Raw genomic sequence first — 20,154 nt, 5'->3', positions numbered from 1 at the left:
ACAAAATACCAATTTACTAAGTTTTCAGACTATGTTAATTTTAACAATGATATATCATTTTATCAAACACTCGTTTTAAAAACGTACTACATTAAAAGGGGGATTACTATGGAATCACAGGCTAAACTGGGCATTCACCATCAGGACATGACAGAGAAAATAAGTATCGTAAATTAATTGAAACGGAAGAATTCAAGGAACTAATCCAAAGGAAAAAGCTTTCATGTACCTGTCACTCTCCTCTTTCTTGCTTTTTATTTTGTTCTGCCAATTTTAGCTGCTTATAGCGAAGTGCTGAAAGGCGAAGCCTTCTTCCATATTACTTGGGCTTGGGTATACGCACTCCTCCAATTTGCCGTCGTATGGATAAAAAAAGCAGCGAAGTACGACAAGATGGCAAAAAAAATCTTGAATAAATATGAGAATGAGCTTGGCGAATGAGCCTTTTATCCCTCACGCTTTTTTTGGGCATCATCTTGTTAACGCTTACTATAACCTATTACTCTTCTAAGAAGACGAAAAATGCCAGTGATTTTTATACGGCCGGCGGCGGATTGACAGCATGGCAGAATGGATTGGCCGTGGCAGGTGACTTTATGTCAGCCGCATCTTTCCTCGGAATTACGGGGGCAATCGCACTGATGGTTTTGATGGCTTTTACATGAGCATCGGGAACCTTGTTGCCTTTCTTGTCTTATTGTATCTAGTGTCTGAACCATTACGCAATCYAGGTAAGTTTACGCTGGCAGATATGATTTCAGCACGCTTCAAATCAAAAAAAGTGCGAGGGATAGCTGCGGCTAACACACTTGTCATTTCAATCTTTTACATGATTGCCCAACTTGTCGGTGCAGGAGGATTAATTAAACTCTTGCTCGGCATCGATTATTGGCTATCCGTTCTGCTTGTCGGTGTACTGATGACGATTTATGTGATTTTCGGAGGGATGACAGCGACAAGCTGGGTGCAGATCACCAAAGCAGTGCTCTTGCTAGGCGGTTCTAGCGTATTGACGTTCATCCTATTTTCGCGTTTTAATTTCAACATTTCAGAGATTTTTCATCATGTCCAAACTGCAACACCGCTCGGAAAGGATTTTTTGGATCCAGGAAATAAATACACCGATGGACTCGACATGATTTCATTCAATATGTCGCTTGTCCTTGGAGCAGCCGGCCTTCCGCATTTACTCGTCCGCTTCTTTACAGTAAAGGACGCAGTTACTGCAAGGAAATCCGTCGTATATTCCACATGGTTTATAGGGGGATTTTTCATCATGACGATTTTCCTTGGTTTCGGGGCTGCATCTTTCGTCGGGTTTGAGCGGATCGTCGAAACAAACCCAGCTGGAAACATGGCAGCTCGGCTTTATTGGAGCTTATTTAGGCACAATCTTGTCAAAGGCAAAAGATGAGGAAAACAGGTTTGCTGAAGTACTGTTCAAATCAAACACTGGATATGGGATAAATTCAGCAAAAGACCATTAATAAGGGGGATTTTCATGACCGCACATTTAGATAAGGATATTCACGAATTGCATTATGATCAAATCAAACAAGTACTGGTCGACGAACCATATGCTTCTTTTCTAGGGATGAGATTGACGAAACTCGGTCCCGGCACAGCGGAAGCAGAATTGATTCCAAGTGACCACATGCTAAATAGCCACGGAACGGTTCATGGTGCCATTATCTTTTCACTTGCTGATTACGTTTTCGCAGCAGCCAGCAATTCATATGGCAAAATAGCGGTTGGCGTTTCAAACAACATCAATTTCTTATCAGCTGGCAAACGGGGTGAAACTTTAACTGCCAGAGCGGAAGAGATCAAGAAAAACCATAAACTGGCCTGGTATAAAATAGACGTGTTAAATGAAAGGGAATTGATTGCAACCATGGAAGCGATGGTATTCAGGAAAAATCAATATTTCGTCGACCAAGTTGAATAAGTAACGTTTGAAAGCGGACATGCAATCCATAAGTCCGGTTTCCTCTCCCTTGATTTTCCAAGGATACGTACAAAAAAAAAGGGGGATTCCCGATTGGAATCCCCCCTCCCCTATTTTATAACCCTTCTTTTAGTTATTGACCGTAATACTGTTACCTATCACGATTAACGACTCGCCGCACTCCCGTTCAATTATCCCATCCGTCTGATAAGCGATTTTCCCTCTTTGCCTTCCCGATGATCATGGCCAGATTTGCTGAAATCCACATGGACATCCATTATTCAAAGAGACCCTTGTGATGCTACCATTTTCTCCTTCTTTCCTACATATACATCAAGCGCAGCCTGCAAAGCCTCTCCCCGATTAACTTGAAACCCCTGGCGCAATAGGACAGCTTCCAAGGAGGCCAATACAAACAGGATGTTTTCTTTCCTGCAACTGAAACCCATGGTCCCGATTCTCAAGATTTTCCCGTGAAGCGGACCAAATGAGGAAGCGATTTCGATGCCAAATTCATTCAACAGCATGTCTCTTACAGCTTCACCATCGATTCCTTTTGGAATTTCAATGCAAGTTACACACGGAAGTTTGTTTTTCCCATCCCCGAATAACATTAGTCCCATTGCCTTGATCCCTTCAACGAGAGCAGCTTCGTGGAGTTCATGACGGGCAAAGCGCGTTTCCAGACCTTCTTCGAGCACAAGGCGCAATCCTTCACGTAACGCATAAATCATGGAAGTTGCTTCTGTATGATGATTCAAACGACGCGGTCCCCAATAATCCTGCAGCATGCTTAAATCGAAATAGTTACTGGCGATCGGACGGCTGAGCGAAACCTGTTGGTTGTCTTCATCTGTGGCAATACCACGTTCCACCTTTTTGCGGGACTGGATGATTTCTTCTATTCGCTCATTATACGTAATCGGTGCCATACCGGAAGGAACGGACAAGCATTTTTGTGTCCCTCCTATCAATCCATCAATACACCATTCATCCACCTTAACATCGGTGCCCCCGATGGAGGCAACCGCATCCACAACAAGCAGGACACCCAATTCACGGCAGGCCCGCCCGATTTCCTTCAAAGGCTGCATACAACCAGTGGAGGTTTCCCCATGCACGATTGCTGTTATTTTTGGGGAGACTTTCTTGATTTCCGCAATGACTGCTTGCGGTTCGAACACTTCTCCCCAAGGACATTCCATCGTATGGACTTCAGCTCCGTATCGCTCACAGATTTCCACCAATAAATGACCGAACCTTCCGAATATAGGAACCAGGACCTTATCCCCCGGCTCAATGATGCTGCATAGAATCGCTTCATTACCGGATCTTGAGGTGCCATCTATCGGGAACGCCCATTTATTTTTCGTTTGAAAAACCAAACGCAGCATTTCCATCACTTCATTCATGATAGTGGTGAATGCAGGATCGAATTGCCCTAATATCGGTGTGCTCATCGCCCTTAAAACACGCGGGTCAACTTCGACCGGTCCTGGTGTCATGATCGTTCTCATCGGTGCATTCAATTCTGTATATGCCATTTTTACCAACTCCTTCAATAGGCTATTTTATAAAGTATTTCATTCAAAAATCCGATTCCCTTATCCATATCCATCGCAACAGGTTTGACATCCATCGATTGTGAAACCCCAGTTTCATTTCCGCTTTCTTTGCCAGGGAATCGAGAGTCGAAAATGTCCTTACAAAACCTTTCAAAAACCTCTTCCTCACCGATGCCATTCGGAACATTGAATTCCGAAGCCAGACGACAGCATCCTTCCTTTATGAATGGGAGTGGTGCCCGCATGATCACTCTTACCAATGATTTTCACCGTATAAAGGCGGTGACGCCCCATCCTTGTCCGTTTCCATATGGGAACTGTCGGAATGATTCCACCGGAGGGAACCCTAAATCATACACTAACAAAATATATAATAAGTTTTTTCCCATCCTCAGCTTTCATTGCCTGCTGAGCGCTCATCCTTTCCTTTGGAATATAATATCCGTGTCACTCCATTACTCTCTGTTGCCCCGAAAAATGCTAACCATTCTATCAGCGAACGCAACATCATCCTTTTCATCTATTAATTTTTCGTTTGATTGCCCATCATACCGTTTCCCTTCGCAATAGCCTTTGATGTCATGAACATTCACAAAATTTATCTCATCTATTATTTTACTTGCTTTCGCATTTAACTTCATTGACAATTCTGTTAGTATTTCGATGCTTTTTTGTGCAAAATAACCAACTGAAAGACAACCAATAATGTGTAAATATACAGATTTCTATGATCAAAAGAACTTTTGTTATAGGCAGCTCCTCATCATATTGACTAGTATTTTTTGATAAATGAGATACTAGTTCTACTTATGCCGGCCAAATTAACTTTTGATGGACTGGGAACCTAAAAAGATGATGTCTAATCTTTTTACATCTAATTCACATATGTTTTATTTGCTTTTTTTATAAAGAATTAGACCAAAATGGGGAACAAGTAATCGTGATCACTTGTTCCCCATTTTATCTATTAATCACTTATTTTAATCCGAAGCTCCGTATGAATTACTGGTGGAAGTTAAGATATGACACTATGCTAAGCCTCGTGAATTTAATAACATTGCATCCTGGTTGGTCCGATGCCCCAGAAATCACTTAATGTTTACACTTATTTTTCTTCGCTTCAATGCGTCGTCGATGCAGGATAGGCTCAGTATACCCACTTGGTTGGTTATAGCCTTGAAACACTAGGTCGCATGCCGCTTGAAACGCCACTGAGCTGTCGTAATTATCCGCGATACATTGATAGGCTGAATCTCCACGGTTTTGTTCATCCACTACTTTAGCCATTCGTTGTAAAGTCTCCAAAACCTGTCCTTTTGTACAAATTCCGTGGTGAAGCCAGTTAGCGATATGCTGACTCGAAATTCTTAGTGTGGCACGGTCTTCCATCAACCCTACATTGTTGATATCTGGTACTTTGGAACAACCAATTCCTTGTTCTACCCAACGTACAACATAACCGAGGATACCTTGGGCATTGTTATCCAGCTCTTGCTGAATTTCTTCCGGACTCCATTCGGGGTTTTGAGCCACCGGGATTTCCAAAATATCATCACGTAAATTTACTGGATTCTTTTTCAACTCATCTTGCACCTTTTTTACATCCACTTGATGATAATGAAGAGCATGCAATGTCGCTGCAGTCGGTGAAGGCACCCATGCTGTATTCGCCCCCGCTTTCAGATGGCCAATCTTTTGCGTTAACATTTCCGCCATCATATCAGGGATTGCCCACATTCCCTTACCAATTTGAGCTCGACCTTGAAAACCGGTTGCCAGACCTACATTGACATTCGATTTTTCATAACCTTGTAGCCATTTTGATCCTTTCATGTTATTTTTGAGGATCATAGGTCCAGCTTCCATAGAAGTATGAATTTCGTCTCCCGTTCGATCTAAGAACCCTGTATTAATAAATGCCACCCTTTCTTTAACTTGGCGGATACAAGCTTTCAAGTTCAATGAAGTTCGACGTTCTTCGTCCATAACGCCAATTTTCAGTGTATTTCGCTGTAGACCAAGCATGTCCTCCACACGATCAAAGAGCTCATTGGCAAAAGCCACCTCTTCGGATCCATGCATTTTTGGCTTAACGATATAAACTGATCCTTTAGATGAATTTTGATATTTACCATTCCCCAACAAGGAATGTTTGGCAAGTAAACTAGTCATGACTGTATCCATAATCCCTTCAGGAATCTCCTCACCATTTGCATCCTGGACTGCGTTTGTGGTCATTAAATGTCCCACGTTACGGACAAACATAAGTGAACGACCAGGTAAAGAGAATTCTTCTCCATTTGGTGCCCTGTATAAACGATCCGGGTTCATTGTACGTGTCATCATTTTATTATCCTTTTTGAAGGTTACAGCCAGATCCCCCCTCATAAGACCTAACCAATTTCGATAGACCAGGACTTTATCATCAGCATCCACTGCCGCAACAGAATCCTCACAATCCATAATTGTCGTAAGAGTAGATTCCATTAGAATGTCCTTAACGCCTGCTTTATCTTTTTTACCGATCGGGTGACTTCTATCAATCTGAATTTCAAAATGCAACCCATTATTTTTTAATAATATCGCCGATGGATTTCCGTATTCACCTTGATTGCCAACTAGCTTAGATTCCTCTACTAAACTCGTAATTTCTCCATTTCTGAGTGTAACAGCTAATTTTCCATCTACTACTGTATATTTCACGGCGTCTTTATGTGAATGATCCTTTAAAGGAGTTACTTGATCAAGAAAATCCTTTGCAAATGAAATGACTTCTCCACCGCGTACTTCATTGTAGCTCCCTTCTCGGTAGGCTCCTTCTTTTTCGCTAATAACATCTGTACCATATAGGGCATTATAAAGGCTTCCCCACCTTGCATTTGAAGCGTTAATAGCATAACGAGCATTATCAACCGGGACAACTAGCTGCGGACCGGCTTGGAAGGCAATTTCATCATCTACCCCTTCTGTGGTAATATGAAAGTCTTCTCCTTCAGGTTCGAGATAGCCAATTTCTTGTAAAAATGTTTTATATTCAGCAAAGTCCATCTCTTTATTTTCCCTGTGCCATTGATTGATATTGGTTTGAATTTCATCACGACGAGCTAATAATTTTTTGTTTTTTGGAGACATGTCATGTACCAATTTTTCAAAATCTACCCAAAATTGTTCCTGATTCAGTCCGCTTCCAGGCAGCCCATCTTTATTGATAAATTCAAAAAGTACCGAAGCCACTTGAAGATTACCTACTTTCACATATTCTCCCATGATGTATTCCTCCTCTAAAAATTAGTTTGACTCCCGGCATACGCCGAGATAATTTTCTTAAACCAGGTGATCTCTCCTCCCTTTGAACGGGTTCAATACTTAGTTTGTTTTCGATTTCAAGTTCTCAAATTTATTGTTTTGTTTTCTTATAATCAATTTCAAGTTTATCGTTAGAGATGTCAAATATAGTCAGTATGGTATGAACACCTTTTTTTCTTCACTCGCAAAATGAAAGCCCATTTTTTAAAAAATAATCACTTTGTGTTTCCATTTCCAGGTAGATAGATCGGTTACTGCCCGACCTCCAACTTATTCATTAATTTATTCCAATTAATGAATTTCTCCAAAAAGATCGATATAATGACACCCATAATGAGACCATTTGTAATGAAAGGCTGCAAGAGGACAGGTATACTGCCGAATAATGCTGGCGGGATGTTCATAATGCTAACTCCAACTAGGACCGGCCCTGCTAAACGGAGTATCGTTTCAGAGTTGAATAACGTTCCTTTCAGACTGTTTAATGCGGTCCCGAACAATTGAAGGTATGCGACAAATAAAACAGCGTTACCTATTGTTAATGGTATTGTTCCTAAGAATCTCCCTAATGGAGGAATAACTCCAAGGAGAGTAAACAAAAATCCGCTTATAATGAATGGCTTTCGTTTGACTAACTTGGTACTTTGTAAAAAACCTATCGTAGATGTAAATGGTGTAAAAGGGACCAAGCCAAAAATCGAAGTGATAAACGCAAAAATACCTGTTACAAAAATAGATCTCCTGTATTGACTATGTTCCACCTTTTCCTTGTAAACATCTGCAACAGCTTGAATAGAAGCGAAAGAATTCGTTAAATTCAGAAGGACAGCAAAAAAGGAAACAAAAATAATACCAATATTCAAGTTTGGAGTTCCAAGGGGAAAGAAAGTGAATGCCATACCTGAAGAGCTAGCCGTCGGAAGATCTGAAGGGAAAATAATTCGATATAATGACCACCCTACGATAATTCCGATCAGGATTGAGAAATTGCCTAGTATTTTCCCTCCTTTAATCCTTAAAAAGCCGACGAAGATGACAATCAAGATTGAAAACAAACTGACAGGGAGATCAATTGTTCCACTTTCGGTTATTTTAAACATACCTTTGAAGAAAATAAAGATGAGCTGAAAGGTCAGTAAAAATATATAAACACTTATCACCATCGGCTTAATTACTTTTTGTATGATATAAATCAGGTTAAATGCCGCTAGCAGTACGGTTACAGCTCCAGCCAGCAAAATACCTGTTGCAATACCTCCCCCTACGGTTGCAAAATCCAATCCGAGTGCAGATGCAGAGATGCCCATATTTATCATCAGACCCCACATTAGCCCTGAATGGCTGTCCAATAATGGATAACGATGCCCAACCCATGCCTGCAGAATACAGGATATTCCGGTAAAGATAAAGGAGCACCTTATCGTCATTTCAATCGTTTCTGTAGGAAGCTGGAATGCTGCTCCTACAGAAATTGGTACGACAACCGTATTGGCAAAAATAAAAAAAAGCCACTGTAAAGAGGAGAATAATGTTACAGTAACTCCTTGCTGTTTCATCTTAATCATCACCATTTCCGATTTCTGGATTTTTATAAAATCTGTTTGCTAGTTTTTAAGGAAGCCAATCGTAGAAATTACAAAATCATCACTTTTTATAAATAAAAATATAAGCGAAGCGCTGTCTTCACTACAATCGCTTCGCCTTAATCACTTTTTTGTTTTTTAAAAGAAGAAACTTAAATTATTTTGTAAAGTTTAATAAACTTAGCATTTTTTTAATATCTTGTTATATCCATAGGCAATGCCCCTGCAGCAAAGCCTACAAACATGAATCGGCTGTTTCCTGTATTTCGCATTCCATGAATTTGATTAGGCTTGGCCAATACTACCATTCCTTTTCTGATCGTGATCTCATTCTCTAGGTCAGGGAAGTATATTCCTTCCCCCTCAATGCAGACCCAAATATCATCAACATTCGAATGGGAATGTAAATATACTTCCTGCTCAGGTTCAAGACACCAAACTGCCCCAACAGTTTTATCCGTTTCATAGAAATAATTTTTTTGTGGTGCATTAGAATCGAATTTTGCTATTTTATCGATTTCAAAAACTCTTTCCTCTATTATCGACTTTTTGTTCAAAATTACATTCTGGTCCATACCTCAGCACCTCTTTTATATTTAATGGTCATCTCCCTAAAATACAATTCTGCCCGCATTAAATCTCTTGAAGTTGTCATCTACTCATTTCTTGATGTGACCTTTTACAAGGATGCATCACGATTACAATCTTTAGAGTAAACATATGTTAAATTTTCTCTGCCTACCGCATAGGCTGCTTGATGTACATATGGACCCATAAAAATGTAATCTCCTTTCTTTACAGGAACCCACTGATTATCCAGATTATACATCCCTTCTCCCGAGAGTAAGTAGGCTCCATGTTCTTGCACATGTGTTTCGATGAATGGATGAGATGCAGCAGGATCAAAGGAAAGAATATGAAAATTCATATCAAAATCTATATCAGCAGGCAAAAGATCCTTAAGATGGACATTATGCATATCATCATAAATCCTGAATTCGATGTTGTTCGCATGGTTTGAATGAACCCATGGCCTCCGTCCTTCAAGCGGACGATACTTTTGCTTATATAGGAAAAGTTTAGAATCTCCATCCGATTGGTTTTCTAAATACATCTTTGTTCCGGGCGGACAATATAAATAACCGCTTTCATCGAGGACAAACTCTTGTTCACCTGCAGCAGCTTTTATTTTCCCTTCAATAACATAGACAAATGTCTCAACATCTTCTTGTCCACCAAACCCCTCGCTGTTCTTTCCATCCTTTTGCATTGTCACAATGTAATCGACAAAGCTTGCTCCAAGCTTTGGAGAACCCAAAATGGAAATGATACAATTCTCAAATCCCGGAATAACATTATTAACCAATCCTTCAGGTGCAATTAACGCATATTTACCGTGCTCAATTATTGATCTGCTTGCTAATAAATCTTTAGGATAACCCATCTTTTAAACTCTCCTTTTAATCGTATTTTATTTGAAATATGTGACTCGTGGTGTGCCCATTTCCCGCTATAAATCAACTTATAATTGTAGCTTCTTTTCATATATTATTAGCTTGTGTTAGAAACAATTAAGTCCCTTATATAAATATTAACCGCTTTCATTTAATTAGTCTTTATGCCTAATTGATAAAAACGTTTTATATTTTTGTTCATTATAGATAAAAAGATTTTCTCCAGTCCTTTATGCTTAACAATCCTAGATTTTAATTTTTTCCACAGTGGTAATGCTTCCATTTTCAAAAACAATATCCCCATTGACGATCGTTGTTGTTACTTGCCCTTTGAATGTCCTGCCAACATAAGGCGACTGCTGATGGCGGTAGAACAAATCTTCCTTTTTCAGCTCGAAGCTTTTGTTCAGATTAACTATCGCCAGATCAGCGTCGCTATCAACGGCTATTATCCCTTTATGGGGATAAAGGCCAAATAACTTAGCTGGATTCGTTGATGTTAATTCAACAATTTTCCCCAGAGGAAGATTACGGTTGAAATGCCCCTCTGTCAACATAATATTGAGCGTAGATTGGGCACCGGAAATCCCGCCCCAGGCACTGAAAAAGTCATCATTTATTACTTCTTTCATAGAGGCAGGTGCTGGTGAATGGTCGGATGCTATTACGTCAATTTCACCGTTTGCTACAGCTTCCCATAATTGTTCTACTTCTTCATCATCACGCAGTGGAGGGCAGCATTTTGCCAACCCGCCTTTTTCCTCTAAGTCTTTTAATGTCAAAGATAAATAATGAGGGCATGTTTCTACCGTAATATCCAGGCCTCTTTGTTTTGCCTGATTGATGACTTCCACTACTTTGCGGCTGCTCGCATGAACAATATGCAGTTTACACCCTGTAGCTTCTGCATATGAAATTATTCTTCTTACCGCTTCAATTTCGGAAATTATCGGTCTTGATTCGACGAAGTCCTTTGCAGTCGTCTTTTTTTGTCTTTGTTTTTCTTGTGCAAGCTGATCACAAATCACTGTACTTTCAGCATGAACGGCTAAAAGTGAACCAACAGAGGCAATTTCTCTCATCCCTTTAAAAATCGTACTATCATCGACATGATTGAAATCGACAATTCCGCTCGGTGACATAAAAGCTTTAAATCCAATTACTCCATTTTCATCAAGTTCCTTAATATTCTCAATATTTTCCGGTATAAGTCCACCCCAAAAGCGGCAATTGACTACCGACTTTTCTTCGGAGCAAGCTCTCTTTAATGCCAAATATTCTTTATTGATTGTTGGTGGTGTACTGTTCAATGGCATATCAAAATAGGTTGTCACCCCACCTGCCGCTAAACTTCTGCTACCAGTTTGAACACCTTCCCACTCAGTTCTGCCTGGCTCGTTGAAATGAACATGAGTATCAATTAATCCTGGGAGGATGTGCTGCCCCTCAGCATTAATTTCTCTTGTTGCTAAAGCATCAATATTTTTTCCGATAGTCACTTCTTTAATTTTTCCTTCCTTAATTGCAATATCTCCTTGAACAATCGAATCAAACATTACAAGATTTCCATTTCTAATGAGTAAATCATATGTAGCCATAGGTTCATTCCTTTCTGTGGGAATTCAAATTTTATAAAAACTTTTAAGGAGAATCCTCTTTTACAAGTTGCATAATGAAGAAACGAACATCTTGCTTTGGTCAGCTGAAATCGTATTCGGAATTAAATACAACTATTACATTCTGAACATCGTTTTGAGATTTAGTAGATTCCGCTAAAACTTCTATCAAGCAATTTTGGAATGAAACTCACAATCCATTTTCCCAACTTAATCGCATCCACCTTTATGAAGACAGGAAGCGAGATGCGCAGCCTTGGCTGTTATCTGGTTTTGTACGGCACCCTCACCAAGGACGTCAACACTGATACATTTTTTAAATATTCGGACTCTTTTCCTGACTATTTCACGTTTCTTAATTAAGCCCCTTTAACCACATCCTCTCGTTCCTATTGCGCTTTTTAAACAAGGTTCTTTCGTAAAGATTGTTGTTTTTAAAACGAAACTATTTTAGGTTGATTGGAGCGGAAGTGCGAGACTCCTGCGGGAGCAGCGGGACAGGTGAGACCCCACAGGCGTATACGCCGAGGAGGCTCACCGCCCGCCCCAAGGAAAGCGAGCACCTGGAGGGGAAATCAACCACACTGCACTACTTCGTAAATAGCAACAAAGTATGCGGCGAACAGCCTTAAACAAAAACAATATAGATGAACGAATGCGAGCATCGTACCTGAGAAAAATGATAGAGAACTGGCGGATTGTATACGCTTCAAAATATAAATATAGTTTCTAAATATAATAAAAACTTGGGATTTATGGAATGTAAAAAAAATTTTGAAAACAGTTTCATTAACCTTCAATCCTCTATACAATTGATTATAAGCGGATTCATTCACAAAATCATTATGCGATGTAAACAATTTCCATTTAAATTTTTGTCCAAATTTAACAAGATTCGTTTGCTTCCCTTTCTAGTAATAAAAACTGACAAAATGTAGAATTAGAAGGTGTATGATGAAAAAGGTAGAAGATTTATTTATCGTTGATGTGTTTCAAGAAGCCAAAATTATTGCTGGACATGCCGGACTTAAAAGGAAAGTAGAATCAATTGAGATTTCAGAAACACCAGATGCCATCAATTTTTTAGCTAAGAACTCCCTATTATTGACAACAGGATACGCTTTTAAAAACGACCCCCATGCATTATGCAATCTCATTTCCCAAATTAATGAACTTCCATGTGCAGGGATTGCCATTAAACTTAAAAGATTCATTGATGAGATCCCGCAGGATGTAATCGAATTGGCCGATTCATTAGAATTTCCAATTATTCAAATTCCAGAGACATTAACATTAGGTGCGGTTGCTCATCAATTATTAAGCTTTATATGGGATAACCAAATTGAAGAGTTATTCTATGCGATGCATATTCACAAGGAATTTACCAATATGATGATAAAAGGCTACAGTCTGAATTCTTTAATTGAAAATCTTGGCTCCCTATTAAAATGTCCTGTTCTCCTACTTGATCCTATTGGTGATGTGACATCCTTTTCTCATCATTTTCGTACAGGAAATATGAAAATCGTTATGAAAAATGTTCAAGAACAAATTAAACGTGATATAGAAACATACCTAGAGAAAAACCAGCTTACTATCGACATCCAAAATACGGACATTTCTATAAAAATGTTTCGGGTGAAAACAATGCGTCCCTATCCCTATTTTCTATTAATTCTTCACCCTGAGAAGCTTTCATACCCATCTTCACAATTAGCTATAGAACAAGCATCAACAGTCATTTCATTCACGCTGCTTAAAAACGAGGCTATTAGAGAAAACAGTCGTTTGTTAGAAAATAACTTTTTTGCTTCCCTTGTTGATGGAAAGATTTCTAACAAACAAGAAATTATTCATAGGGGAAAACAGCATGGCTTAATCGACAATATGAAATATGTATGCATTGTATGTAAGATTGATGATGATAAACAAAACGCTTTACAAAAAAGTGCAGACATAATGAATAGATTATACGACTATTTATATAAATTTTTACATAAATCATTTTTAAAAATAGATACTAACAACATCGTTTTTATGAAAGATGGATATTTTGTTATTTTGATGCAAGCTCCTCTGAATATTAATGATTCGATTAAAAGCATAATAGAAGAACGGCTGAAGGAGTTCCAGAATGAGGCTTATTCAAATCTAAAAATTTCGTTGTCGTTTGGAGTTGGTAACTTTTCTAATGACCTTACCTATATCCACCTTACATACGAAGAGGCAGTGGAAGCATGGACAAATGGGGCTGAACTGTTTCAAAATAAATTTATCAACTTTTACGAGACCAAGCAATTAATCGAACTGATTCGGTTAATTCCCGAAAAAGATTTAAAAAAATTTTATGAAAATACTTTACGTTCTTTATCCTACCCGAAAAATAAAGATGAAAAAGACTTAGTTAATACCTTATTGGTATATTTGGATAATAATTGTGAACTTGCTATTACATCCAGGAAACTGTTTGTTCACCGTAATACCGTTAAATACCGAATTGCCAAATGTGAGGACATGTTGAATTATTCCGTTCATGATGCAAAAAACTCACTTCATTTACGTATAGCTTTACTCATGAGTTCAATTTTCAGGGGTAATAGTGATTAATAAGTTATTGTAATCACTACTAAAGCAGATATTGACTGAAGGTAAACTGCTCCACGCAGACAGAGATCAATATAAAGAGTAAATCTCGACTTTTTTTCTGGAAGTGTCTTGGATTAAGGAAATCCAGGAATTTCAGTGGCCTTTTTTAAATTACATTGGATCATTGTCGATACGCATGACTGTTTCATCGAATGAAGGATCTTTGTCCTATAATTGAAATGTATACATTTTGAAAAAACTCGTGTTCCGATACAGTCGGATCACGAGTTTTTTTGTAAGTTCTCTTTTAGTTGATAGCTAAAACTTATAAGTTCCTCAATATTGTTTTGTGGCTATCTTAATCACTGTAGAGTAAAGGACTCTAGCTCCTGCACCCATATCTTCTACAGTCACGAATTCATCTGGGTGATGACTGAGACCATCTTTACAACGAACGAAAATCATTGCAACATTCGTTACCTCCGCCATAGCCATCGCATCGTGACCAGCACCGCTTACAAGACTGATAGGACTGCCATCCAATTCGCTAATGGACTCCTCGATTACTTTAATCAATTGTTCATCACAGTATACAGGATCGGCTTCCATGACCTGTTCAAAATGAATTTGGAGTCCTCTAGCTTTTGCTACTCTTTCACTTTCAGTTAATATGGCATCAATGGCTTTTTTCTTACGATCCACATTTAAATCACGGATATCCAGCGTTCCTGTTACAAGGCCAGGTATTACATTACTAGCACCCGGACTTACAGTAAGTTTTCCGATGGTCGCCACTAATGGTTCATTTTGGATAGCGATGTTCTCAATGTAGGAAATGAGATCACTAGCTCCTAAAAGCGCATCTTGTCTAAGGGCAACAGGAACTGTCCCTGCATGTCCAGGTTTCCCGATAATTTCAAAATAAAATCTTGTAGCACCTGCAATCCCACGAACTATACCGACAGGTTCATTCTCCTTCTCAAGCACAGGCCCCTGTTCGATATGAAGTTCCAAATAAGCGAGAAGTTCTTCTGGAGTACGACTAGCGTCTTTATAAGCATATGGGTCAGCAATACCAATTCCTTTTAACGCTTCAGCAATTGTTATTCCTTGTTCATCTGCTCTTTCTAAATCTTCAGCAGTAAAAGTTCCTGCAATCGCTTTACTACCAAGGAAAGTTGAGTGAAACCTTACTCCTTCCTCATCACAAAAACCTACCACTTCGATTGGATTGTATAATATAATGCCATTATCCTTAAGAGTTTGAACAACTTCTATTCCAGTTATAACTCCTAGAATCCCATCATATTTACCTGCTTCAATCACGCTATCTAAATGTGAACCAATCATTAAGACTGGAGCTGTTGGATCTTTCCCTTCATAACGTCCGATTATATTATTAAGAGCATCTTTTCTTACCGACATCCCAGCTGCTTTCATCCACTCTTCAACTAGACTTTCTGCTTTTAAACTTTCCACTGTGAAAGGAAGTCTAGTGACACCAACAGTTGTGGATGAACAAGCAGCAAGTTCTTCGGTTCTAGTGTTGATTCTTATAGCATCAACATCCTTCTGAAGTTTAACCAATCGATCACTTCCCTGCCAATTTAATCTCTAAGTAAAATTTTTGTTATTTAAATCCAGTTACTTAATATGCAAAGTCATATTAACACTTTATTTAGTCTTTGCTCAATAGGAATTCTGCATGATAAGCTAATTAAAAGTTAGATTAAACGGTGACAAGCAAAAGCACTTGTCACCGTTTAATACATATCGTACATATATATAGGCTAACTAACTAAACGCCCTTTTTTTGAATGTAATAATGACCATGCATCAACGAGAGTACGTTTTGACTGTGCAATTACAATATCAGATGATTCTGTACCGACAGGTTTTACTTCAAAAGCGACTATATTCTTTATACCTTCGCCGATGTAACCAATTTCTAATAGAGATCGTAAATACTCCGCTAATTCAGGAACATCAACTTCACTTCCTGGATATCCGAAACGCGGATGCTGATCGCCGTAAGCAGGATCAGAAGTATCTTTAATATAGCAATTTCCGATATGGGCATGGTTAATATAATCACGAGCTAACGTTAATGCATCATGAGACGTTTCACGCTGCATTGGTAAATGACTTAAATCAAGCATTAAACCGAAAGTGGGATCTACTTTACGAACTTCTTTTGCAACTTCAACAGCAAGTTTATTCGAACCGATTAAACATTTCTTATCAGTCTCATCATCAAATGTTTCAAGTGAGAGTACTAAATCACCTTTAGATTTTGCATAATCGCATAATTCTTTGATAGAATTCGTTAGTAATTGTAAGGCAACATCTTGTTGAGTATCTGGTTTAGCCCCACTTAAGAAACCAAGTTTAGCAGCATTTACTTCGTAAGCCTGGTCAATTCCGCCTTTTACTAAATCGATAGCCCTTCTACGCTCAGCTTCATCAAAAGAATTAAGGTTTCCTTTGTTTCTTAATAGAATCGGTTGTGCACCAAATCCTACATTCATTCCACCGGATTGTAAAATTTGAGCAGCCTCTTTACGTTCTTCAGGATTGTTAATAGATGTAATTTCAATTCCAGAGAAAAAATCATCTTGTACAATTTTCTTAATTGTTTCAACAGCTGGGCCATCTCCACCCATTGTTTCCGGATAAGCCATGAAGTGAACAATTCCGACTTTCATAGAATTATGAAGATTTGCTGACATTGTTTCGCCGATTTTTCGGCTTCCCTCCTTTAATGAACCCATTATTTAAGTACAGTCAAGACTGCTTTTCATTACTAATATGTTTTTTGAAGCAATAGGTTATATCCCATTGCTTCAAAAAACACTTCCATCAAGAGTGGTGATTATTTAGAATAATCAATCTTTTCGGAGTATTTGAAGCCGTTAAGTGCACCGTTATTAGAGAATTCGCATGCGTTCTTAGGATCTGGATCAACTATAACTTCGATTAAATATGGTTTACCTGAGTCAACTGCACGTTGCAGAGCTGGTTTGATATCATCATAATGTGTAACAAGCTCACCACGAACACCCATACCTTCAGCCGTTTTAACAAAGTCGATTCCGCGCTCTTCATTATCACATAATTCATTTTTGTAAATTAAGTCCGTAGAAATTTGACGTCCATTATAGAACCAGTTTTGTTGTTGACGAATTAAACCCATTAATGAGTTATTCATACAGAAAATAATGACCGGAATATCATGCTTTGCAGCTGTAGCAATATCTTGTAATGACATCCCCAAGCTTCCATCACCAAGGATGTTTACACTTTGTCTTTCAGGAAATGCAAGTTTCGCTGCCATTGCTGCACCAAGGCCCCAACCCATTGTCCCCGCACCACCAGTTAATAAGTAAGTTCTTGGTACATACGTTTCAAATAATTGAGAAGACCAGATTTGGCTGATACCGCAGTCATGTGATACGAAGGCATCTCGATCTAAGAATTCACGAAGTTCTCGCAATGCACGTTCTTGTCTGATTGGAAGTGTTGTGTAATCCGTTTTTCGTGCCCATTTCTTACGCTCTTCAGTTAAGTTGACCCTAGTACCTACTTCGGCAGTTGCAGCTACTTGAGCACCAAGTGCTTTATGGGCTTCTGCAAGTTTAACCATGAATGTTTTAACATCAGAAACGATACCTAAAATCGTTGGTACAACTTTACCAATTTCCTTATTATCAAGATTTACGTGGATAATTTTCTTACCGTTTTGTGTGAATACAGAAACATTACCAGTTGAACGATCAGCGAAACGTCCGGCAAGGTTGATTACTAAGTCAGCTTCAACAATTGTTTTGTTACCGAATGGAGTATCAAGCATCGTTCCCATACGTCCAGCGAATAAAGGGTGATCGTTAGGGAAGGTATCCATCCCCATGCCAGAAGTTACTACAGGGATTTGCAGTTCTTCAGCTAACGCTTTCAATTCAATGGTAGCGTTTGCAATGTTGACCCCTCCACCAGATAGTAAGACCGGTCTTTTAGCATCTTTTAATAATTCCAATGTTTTCTCTATATCAGCGTCAGAAGCTTGTGGTAAGTTATCGACTGGAGTAGAACCGATAAGCACATCTAAGTCGACTTCTATTTCAACTTTTTGTTGATCAACTGGTAAATCAAGAAGAACTGGACCTTTTCTGCCAGTAGTAGCTGTTACCCATGCTTCATGGATAAATTCAGCAGCTTTCGAACCGTCAGTTAAACGGTATGCAGCTTTCGTTACAGGCTTTGCCATTTCAACGATAGGCGCTTCTTGGAATTGCATGGTTCCAATTAAACTATTTTTTTGTTGACCGGTAATGGCTATCATTGGAATGGAATCCATCCATGCACCGTAAAGGCCAGTTAAGAAGTTAGTTCCGCCAGGACCTGATGTGGCAGCACATACGCCTACTTCACCAGTTGCTCTTGAATAACCATCAGCCATGAAAGCACCCGTTTGTTCGTGACGAACAATATATGATTCAATTTTAGTTAATTCTTTTACTGCATCATAGAATGGTAAAATCGCAGCTCCCGGTACACCATAAACATGTTTCACCCCTCTTTTTTCTAAATACAAGGCAATTAACTCAGCAGCTGTCATTTTTTGTTTAGCCATTTATATCTCTCCCTTTTGATCCTTTTTTATATTTTCAAAGATTTGAGCAATTGAATCTTTATCCCCAACGTTGCCCGGAAATACGATATAAGGTGTATCTTTGAACTTAGCTTCACTTCCGGTTAACCATACTGGAACACCGGCGATCGCTTGCCCTAAAATTTTTGCATATTTAATATCTAAGCCGTCAGTTGCCACATCACTCGAAGTTATACCACCTTTTGCAATGATGAATTTCGGCTTTACTTTTAGTGAGCGAATAACTTTAACTAAAGAACTTGAAACAGTTTGACTAATCTTTAAGTTTTCTTCCTTATCTTCCGCACTAATTAAATCTCTACTCGTATATACAAGCGTATCGCGATTAGAAGAAATATTTTGATCTACTAATTGACATACTCGTGTTAGCTCTTCAATTCTTGTTTCTTTATTTAGAATTTTCACAACACTCATTTCGATTTGTTCAATCGGGTATTTACTCATGAGTTCCTTAATTTGTTCCGTAGTTTTATTCGTGTGAGAACCTACTATAATAAAGCCACCATTGTTTTGGCTTTCATCATTTGAAACAATCTCATTAGCTGATAAATATGGACGATCCTGAATTCCCGCAATCGATTTAACAATAGATGCTGCAGTTCTAAACAAGAATTGCTTGCCAGAATCAATTGCTTTAAGGACAGCTAATGATACGATGTCCAAATCATAATAAGATTTAGCATTTACTATAATAGGAGCATTATTGTTAGCAGATAGTAAAATCTCATAAACTCTATCAATGCCGCCATTATGAATATCTTCCAGTGAAATGATCAATGCTGACTCTGAAGCTACGCTTCCATTTGTCTTTTCTTCAATCCATTTTGGCAAATTAGCGGTTTTGAAACCGAATACGGAATCATTCGCAAATTCTGTTTCATTTACTGGGACAAGCTGGCCGTCCACACCTAAATAATGAATATTATCTATGGTGTAACGATGTGCTTCAAAAAAAGCCGGAATGATTAAATGACCTGAAATTTGTACATCAGCAGTTTTTAATAATTCATCTTGGAGCACATTAATTTCAAGTGGATAATGCCCTCTTAATGTTGAGTCACTTCTACTGATAATTGAATAATTGATTCCCATTTCCTTAGTAACGTCAACAATGTTTTGGACAATCTCCCTATTGATGTTTTCCGTCTTTTCTGCATTATAACTTCTTGTGTTAGTTAAAATATAAAGTACACTTCTTTCATCAGATAATCCTTTTTTAATCCAGTCTTTTCCCCAGTCCGTGATGACAAAAATATCATGTACCGTTTGGACACCGGTTGGATCATCATCTAAAACGATAAACTTATGTTTTGTTTGATTTAAATGAGCTTTGATTTCAGCACGAAGGCTGTCATCCGATTTAGAGAAGAGGTCTAAAGTATCCTTTAAACTTAGATATTGGGTTGCGTTTGACAAAAACCCTCCCC

General features: G+C 38.6%; 13 protein-coding genes and 2 pseudogenes. 4 read left to right on the top strand and 11 right to left on the bottom strand.

Annotation, left to right across the window (positions count from 1 at the left end):
* Positions 1–219 precede the first annotated feature (219 nt).
* The 3 genes and pseudogenes from AC1DVB_RS03420 to AC1DVB_RS03410 form a co-directional block, all read left to right on the top strand.
* Positions 220–441, top strand: a pseudogene (locus AC1DVB_RS03420) (DUF485 domain-containing protein); the annotation flags it as partial.
* A pseudogene (locus AC1DVB_RS03415) lies at positions 438–1,369 on the top strand (solute symporter family protein); the annotation flags it as partial. The pseudogenes AC1DVB_RS03420 and AC1DVB_RS03415, both read left to right, overlap by 4 nt.
* A gap of 132 nt (positions 1,370–1,501) precedes the next feature.
* Positions 1,502–1,948, top strand: a complete 447-nt coding sequence (locus tag AC1DVB_RS03410) for a PaaI family thioesterase (protein WP_057275710.1) — start codon at positions 1,502–1,504, stop codon at positions 1,946–1,948.
* Between the two features lie 281 nt (positions 1,949–2,229).
* On the opposite strand, the gene AC1DVB_RS03405 is transcribed toward AC1DVB_RS03410, so the two are convergent.
* The 7 genes from AC1DVB_RS03405 to AC1DVB_RS03375 form a co-directional block, all read right to left on the bottom strand.
* Positions 2,230–3,492, bottom strand: a complete 1,263-nt coding sequence (locus AC1DVB_RS03405) for a pyridoxal-phosphate-dependent aminotransferase family protein (protein WP_477588168.1) — start codon at positions 3,490–3,492, stop codon at positions 2,230–2,232.
* Between the two features lie 14 nt (positions 3,493–3,506).
* Complete coding sequence (locus AC1DVB_RS03400) at positions 3,507–3,773, bottom strand: hypothetical protein (protein WP_377331503.1); 267 nt, start codon at positions 3,771–3,773, stop codon at positions 3,507–3,509.
* Positions 3,774–4,605: 832 nt separating this feature from the next.
* Positions 4,606–6,780, bottom strand: coding sequence for a malate synthase G (locus AC1DVB_RS03395; protein WP_477588166.1), 2,175 nt, complete (start codon positions 6,778–6,780; stop codon positions 4,606–4,608).
* Positions 6,781–7,070: 290 nt separating this feature from the next.
* Complete coding sequence (locus tag AC1DVB_RS03390) at positions 7,071–8,375, bottom strand: uracil/xanthine transporter (protein ID WP_239860450.1); 1,305 nt, start codon at positions 8,373–8,375, stop codon at positions 7,071–7,073.
* 218 nt (positions 8,376–8,593) lie between these two features.
* Positions 8,594–8,977, bottom strand: coding sequence for a cupin domain-containing protein (locus tag AC1DVB_RS03385; RefSeq protein WP_477588164.1), 384 nt, complete (start codon positions 8,975–8,977; stop codon positions 8,594–8,596).
* 104 nt (positions 8,978–9,081) lie between these two features.
* Positions 9,082–9,846, bottom strand: coding sequence for a (S)-ureidoglycine aminohydrolase (allE, locus tag AC1DVB_RS03380; protein WP_057275704.1), 765 nt, complete (start codon positions 9,844–9,846; stop codon positions 9,082–9,084).
* A gap of 255 nt (positions 9,847–10,101) precedes the next feature.
* Positions 10,102–11,454, bottom strand: a complete 1,353-nt coding sequence (locus AC1DVB_RS03375) for an allantoinase (protein ID WP_034314938.1) — start codon at positions 11,452–11,454, stop codon at positions 10,102–10,104.
* A gap of 972 nt (positions 11,455–12,426) precedes the next feature.
* Here AC1DVB_RS03375 and AC1DVB_RS03370 point away from each other — a divergent pair.
* Positions 12,427–14,079, top strand: coding sequence for a PucR family transcriptional regulator (locus AC1DVB_RS03370; RefSeq protein WP_063577191.1), 1,653 nt, complete (start codon positions 12,427–12,429; stop codon positions 14,077–14,079).
* Positions 14,080–14,394: 315 nt separating this feature from the next.
* On the opposite strand, the gene AC1DVB_RS03365 is transcribed toward AC1DVB_RS03370, so the two are convergent.
* The 4 genes from AC1DVB_RS03365 to AC1DVB_RS03350 form a co-directional block, all read right to left on the bottom strand.
* The gene (locus AC1DVB_RS03365; protein ID WP_239860446.1) at positions 14,395–15,645 is read right to left on the bottom strand and encodes an allantoate amidohydrolase; all 1,251 of its coding nucleotides are present in this window, start codon (positions 15,643–15,645) and stop codon (positions 14,395–14,397) included.
* A gap of 203 nt (positions 15,646–15,848) precedes the next feature.
* Positions 15,849–16,787, bottom strand: coding sequence for a sugar phosphate isomerase/epimerase family protein (locus tag AC1DVB_RS03360; RefSeq protein WP_057275700.1), 939 nt, complete (start codon positions 16,785–16,787; stop codon positions 15,849–15,851).
* A gap of 143 nt (positions 16,788–16,930) precedes the next feature.
* Positions 16,931–18,688, bottom strand: a complete 1,758-nt coding sequence (locus tag AC1DVB_RS03355; protein WP_057275699.1) for a thiamine pyrophosphate-binding protein — start codon at positions 18,686–18,688, stop codon at positions 16,931–16,933.
* Positions 18,689–20,143, bottom strand: a complete 1,455-nt coding sequence (locus AC1DVB_RS03350; RefSeq protein ID WP_477588160.1) for a four-carbon acid sugar kinase family protein — start codon at positions 20,141–20,143, stop codon at positions 18,689–18,691.
* Between the last annotated feature and the right edge of the window lie 11 nt (positions 20,144–20,154).

Source organism: Peribacillus sp. P4_D6 (assembly GCF_056401795.1).
The sequence above is the reverse complement of the archived record's forward strand: the minus strand, read 5'-3'. Positions and strand labels throughout refer to the sequence as shown.

What these genes read in the sequence shown, in the direction of transcription:
- AC1DVB_RS03410 (WP_057275710.1), top strand. Translation starts at nt 1,502, where the DNA reads ATGACCGCACATTTAGATAAGGATATTCACGAATTGCATTATGATCAA.
- AC1DVB_RS03405 (WP_477588168.1), bottom strand. Translation starts at nt 3,492, where the DNA reads ATGGCATATACAGAATTGAATGCACCGATGAGAACGATCATGACACCA.
- AC1DVB_RS03395 (WP_477588166.1), bottom strand. Translation starts at nt 6,780, where the DNA reads ATGGGAGAATATGTGAAAGTAGGTAATCTTCAAGTGGCTTCGGTACTT.
- AC1DVB_RS03390 (WP_239860450.1), bottom strand. Translation starts at nt 8,375, where the DNA reads ATGAAACAGCAAGGAGTTACTGTAACATTATTCTCCTCTTTACAGTGG.
- AC1DVB_RS03385 (WP_477588164.1), bottom strand. Translation starts at nt 8,977, where the DNA reads ATGGACCAGAATGTAATTTTGAACAAAAAGTCGATAATAGAGGAAAGA.
- allE (WP_057275704.1), bottom strand. Translation starts at nt 9,846, where the DNA reads ATGGGTTATCCTAAAGATTTATTAGCAAGCAGATCAATAATTGAGCAC.
- AC1DVB_RS03375 (WP_034314938.1), bottom strand. Translation starts at nt 11,454, where the DNA reads ATGGCTACATATGATTTACTCATTAGAAATGGAAATCTTGTAATGTTT.
- AC1DVB_RS03370 (WP_063577191.1), top strand. Translation starts at nt 12,427, where the DNA reads ATGAAAAAGGTAGAAGATTTATTTATCGTTGATGTGTTTCAAGAAGCC.
- AC1DVB_RS03360 (WP_057275700.1), bottom strand. Translation starts at nt 16,787, where the DNA reads ATGTCAGCAAATCTTCATAATTCTATGAAAGTCGGAATTGTTCACTTC.
- AC1DVB_RS03355 (WP_057275699.1), bottom strand. Translation starts at nt 18,688, where the DNA reads ATGGCTAAACAAAAAATGACAGCTGCTGAGTTAATTGCCTTGTATTTA.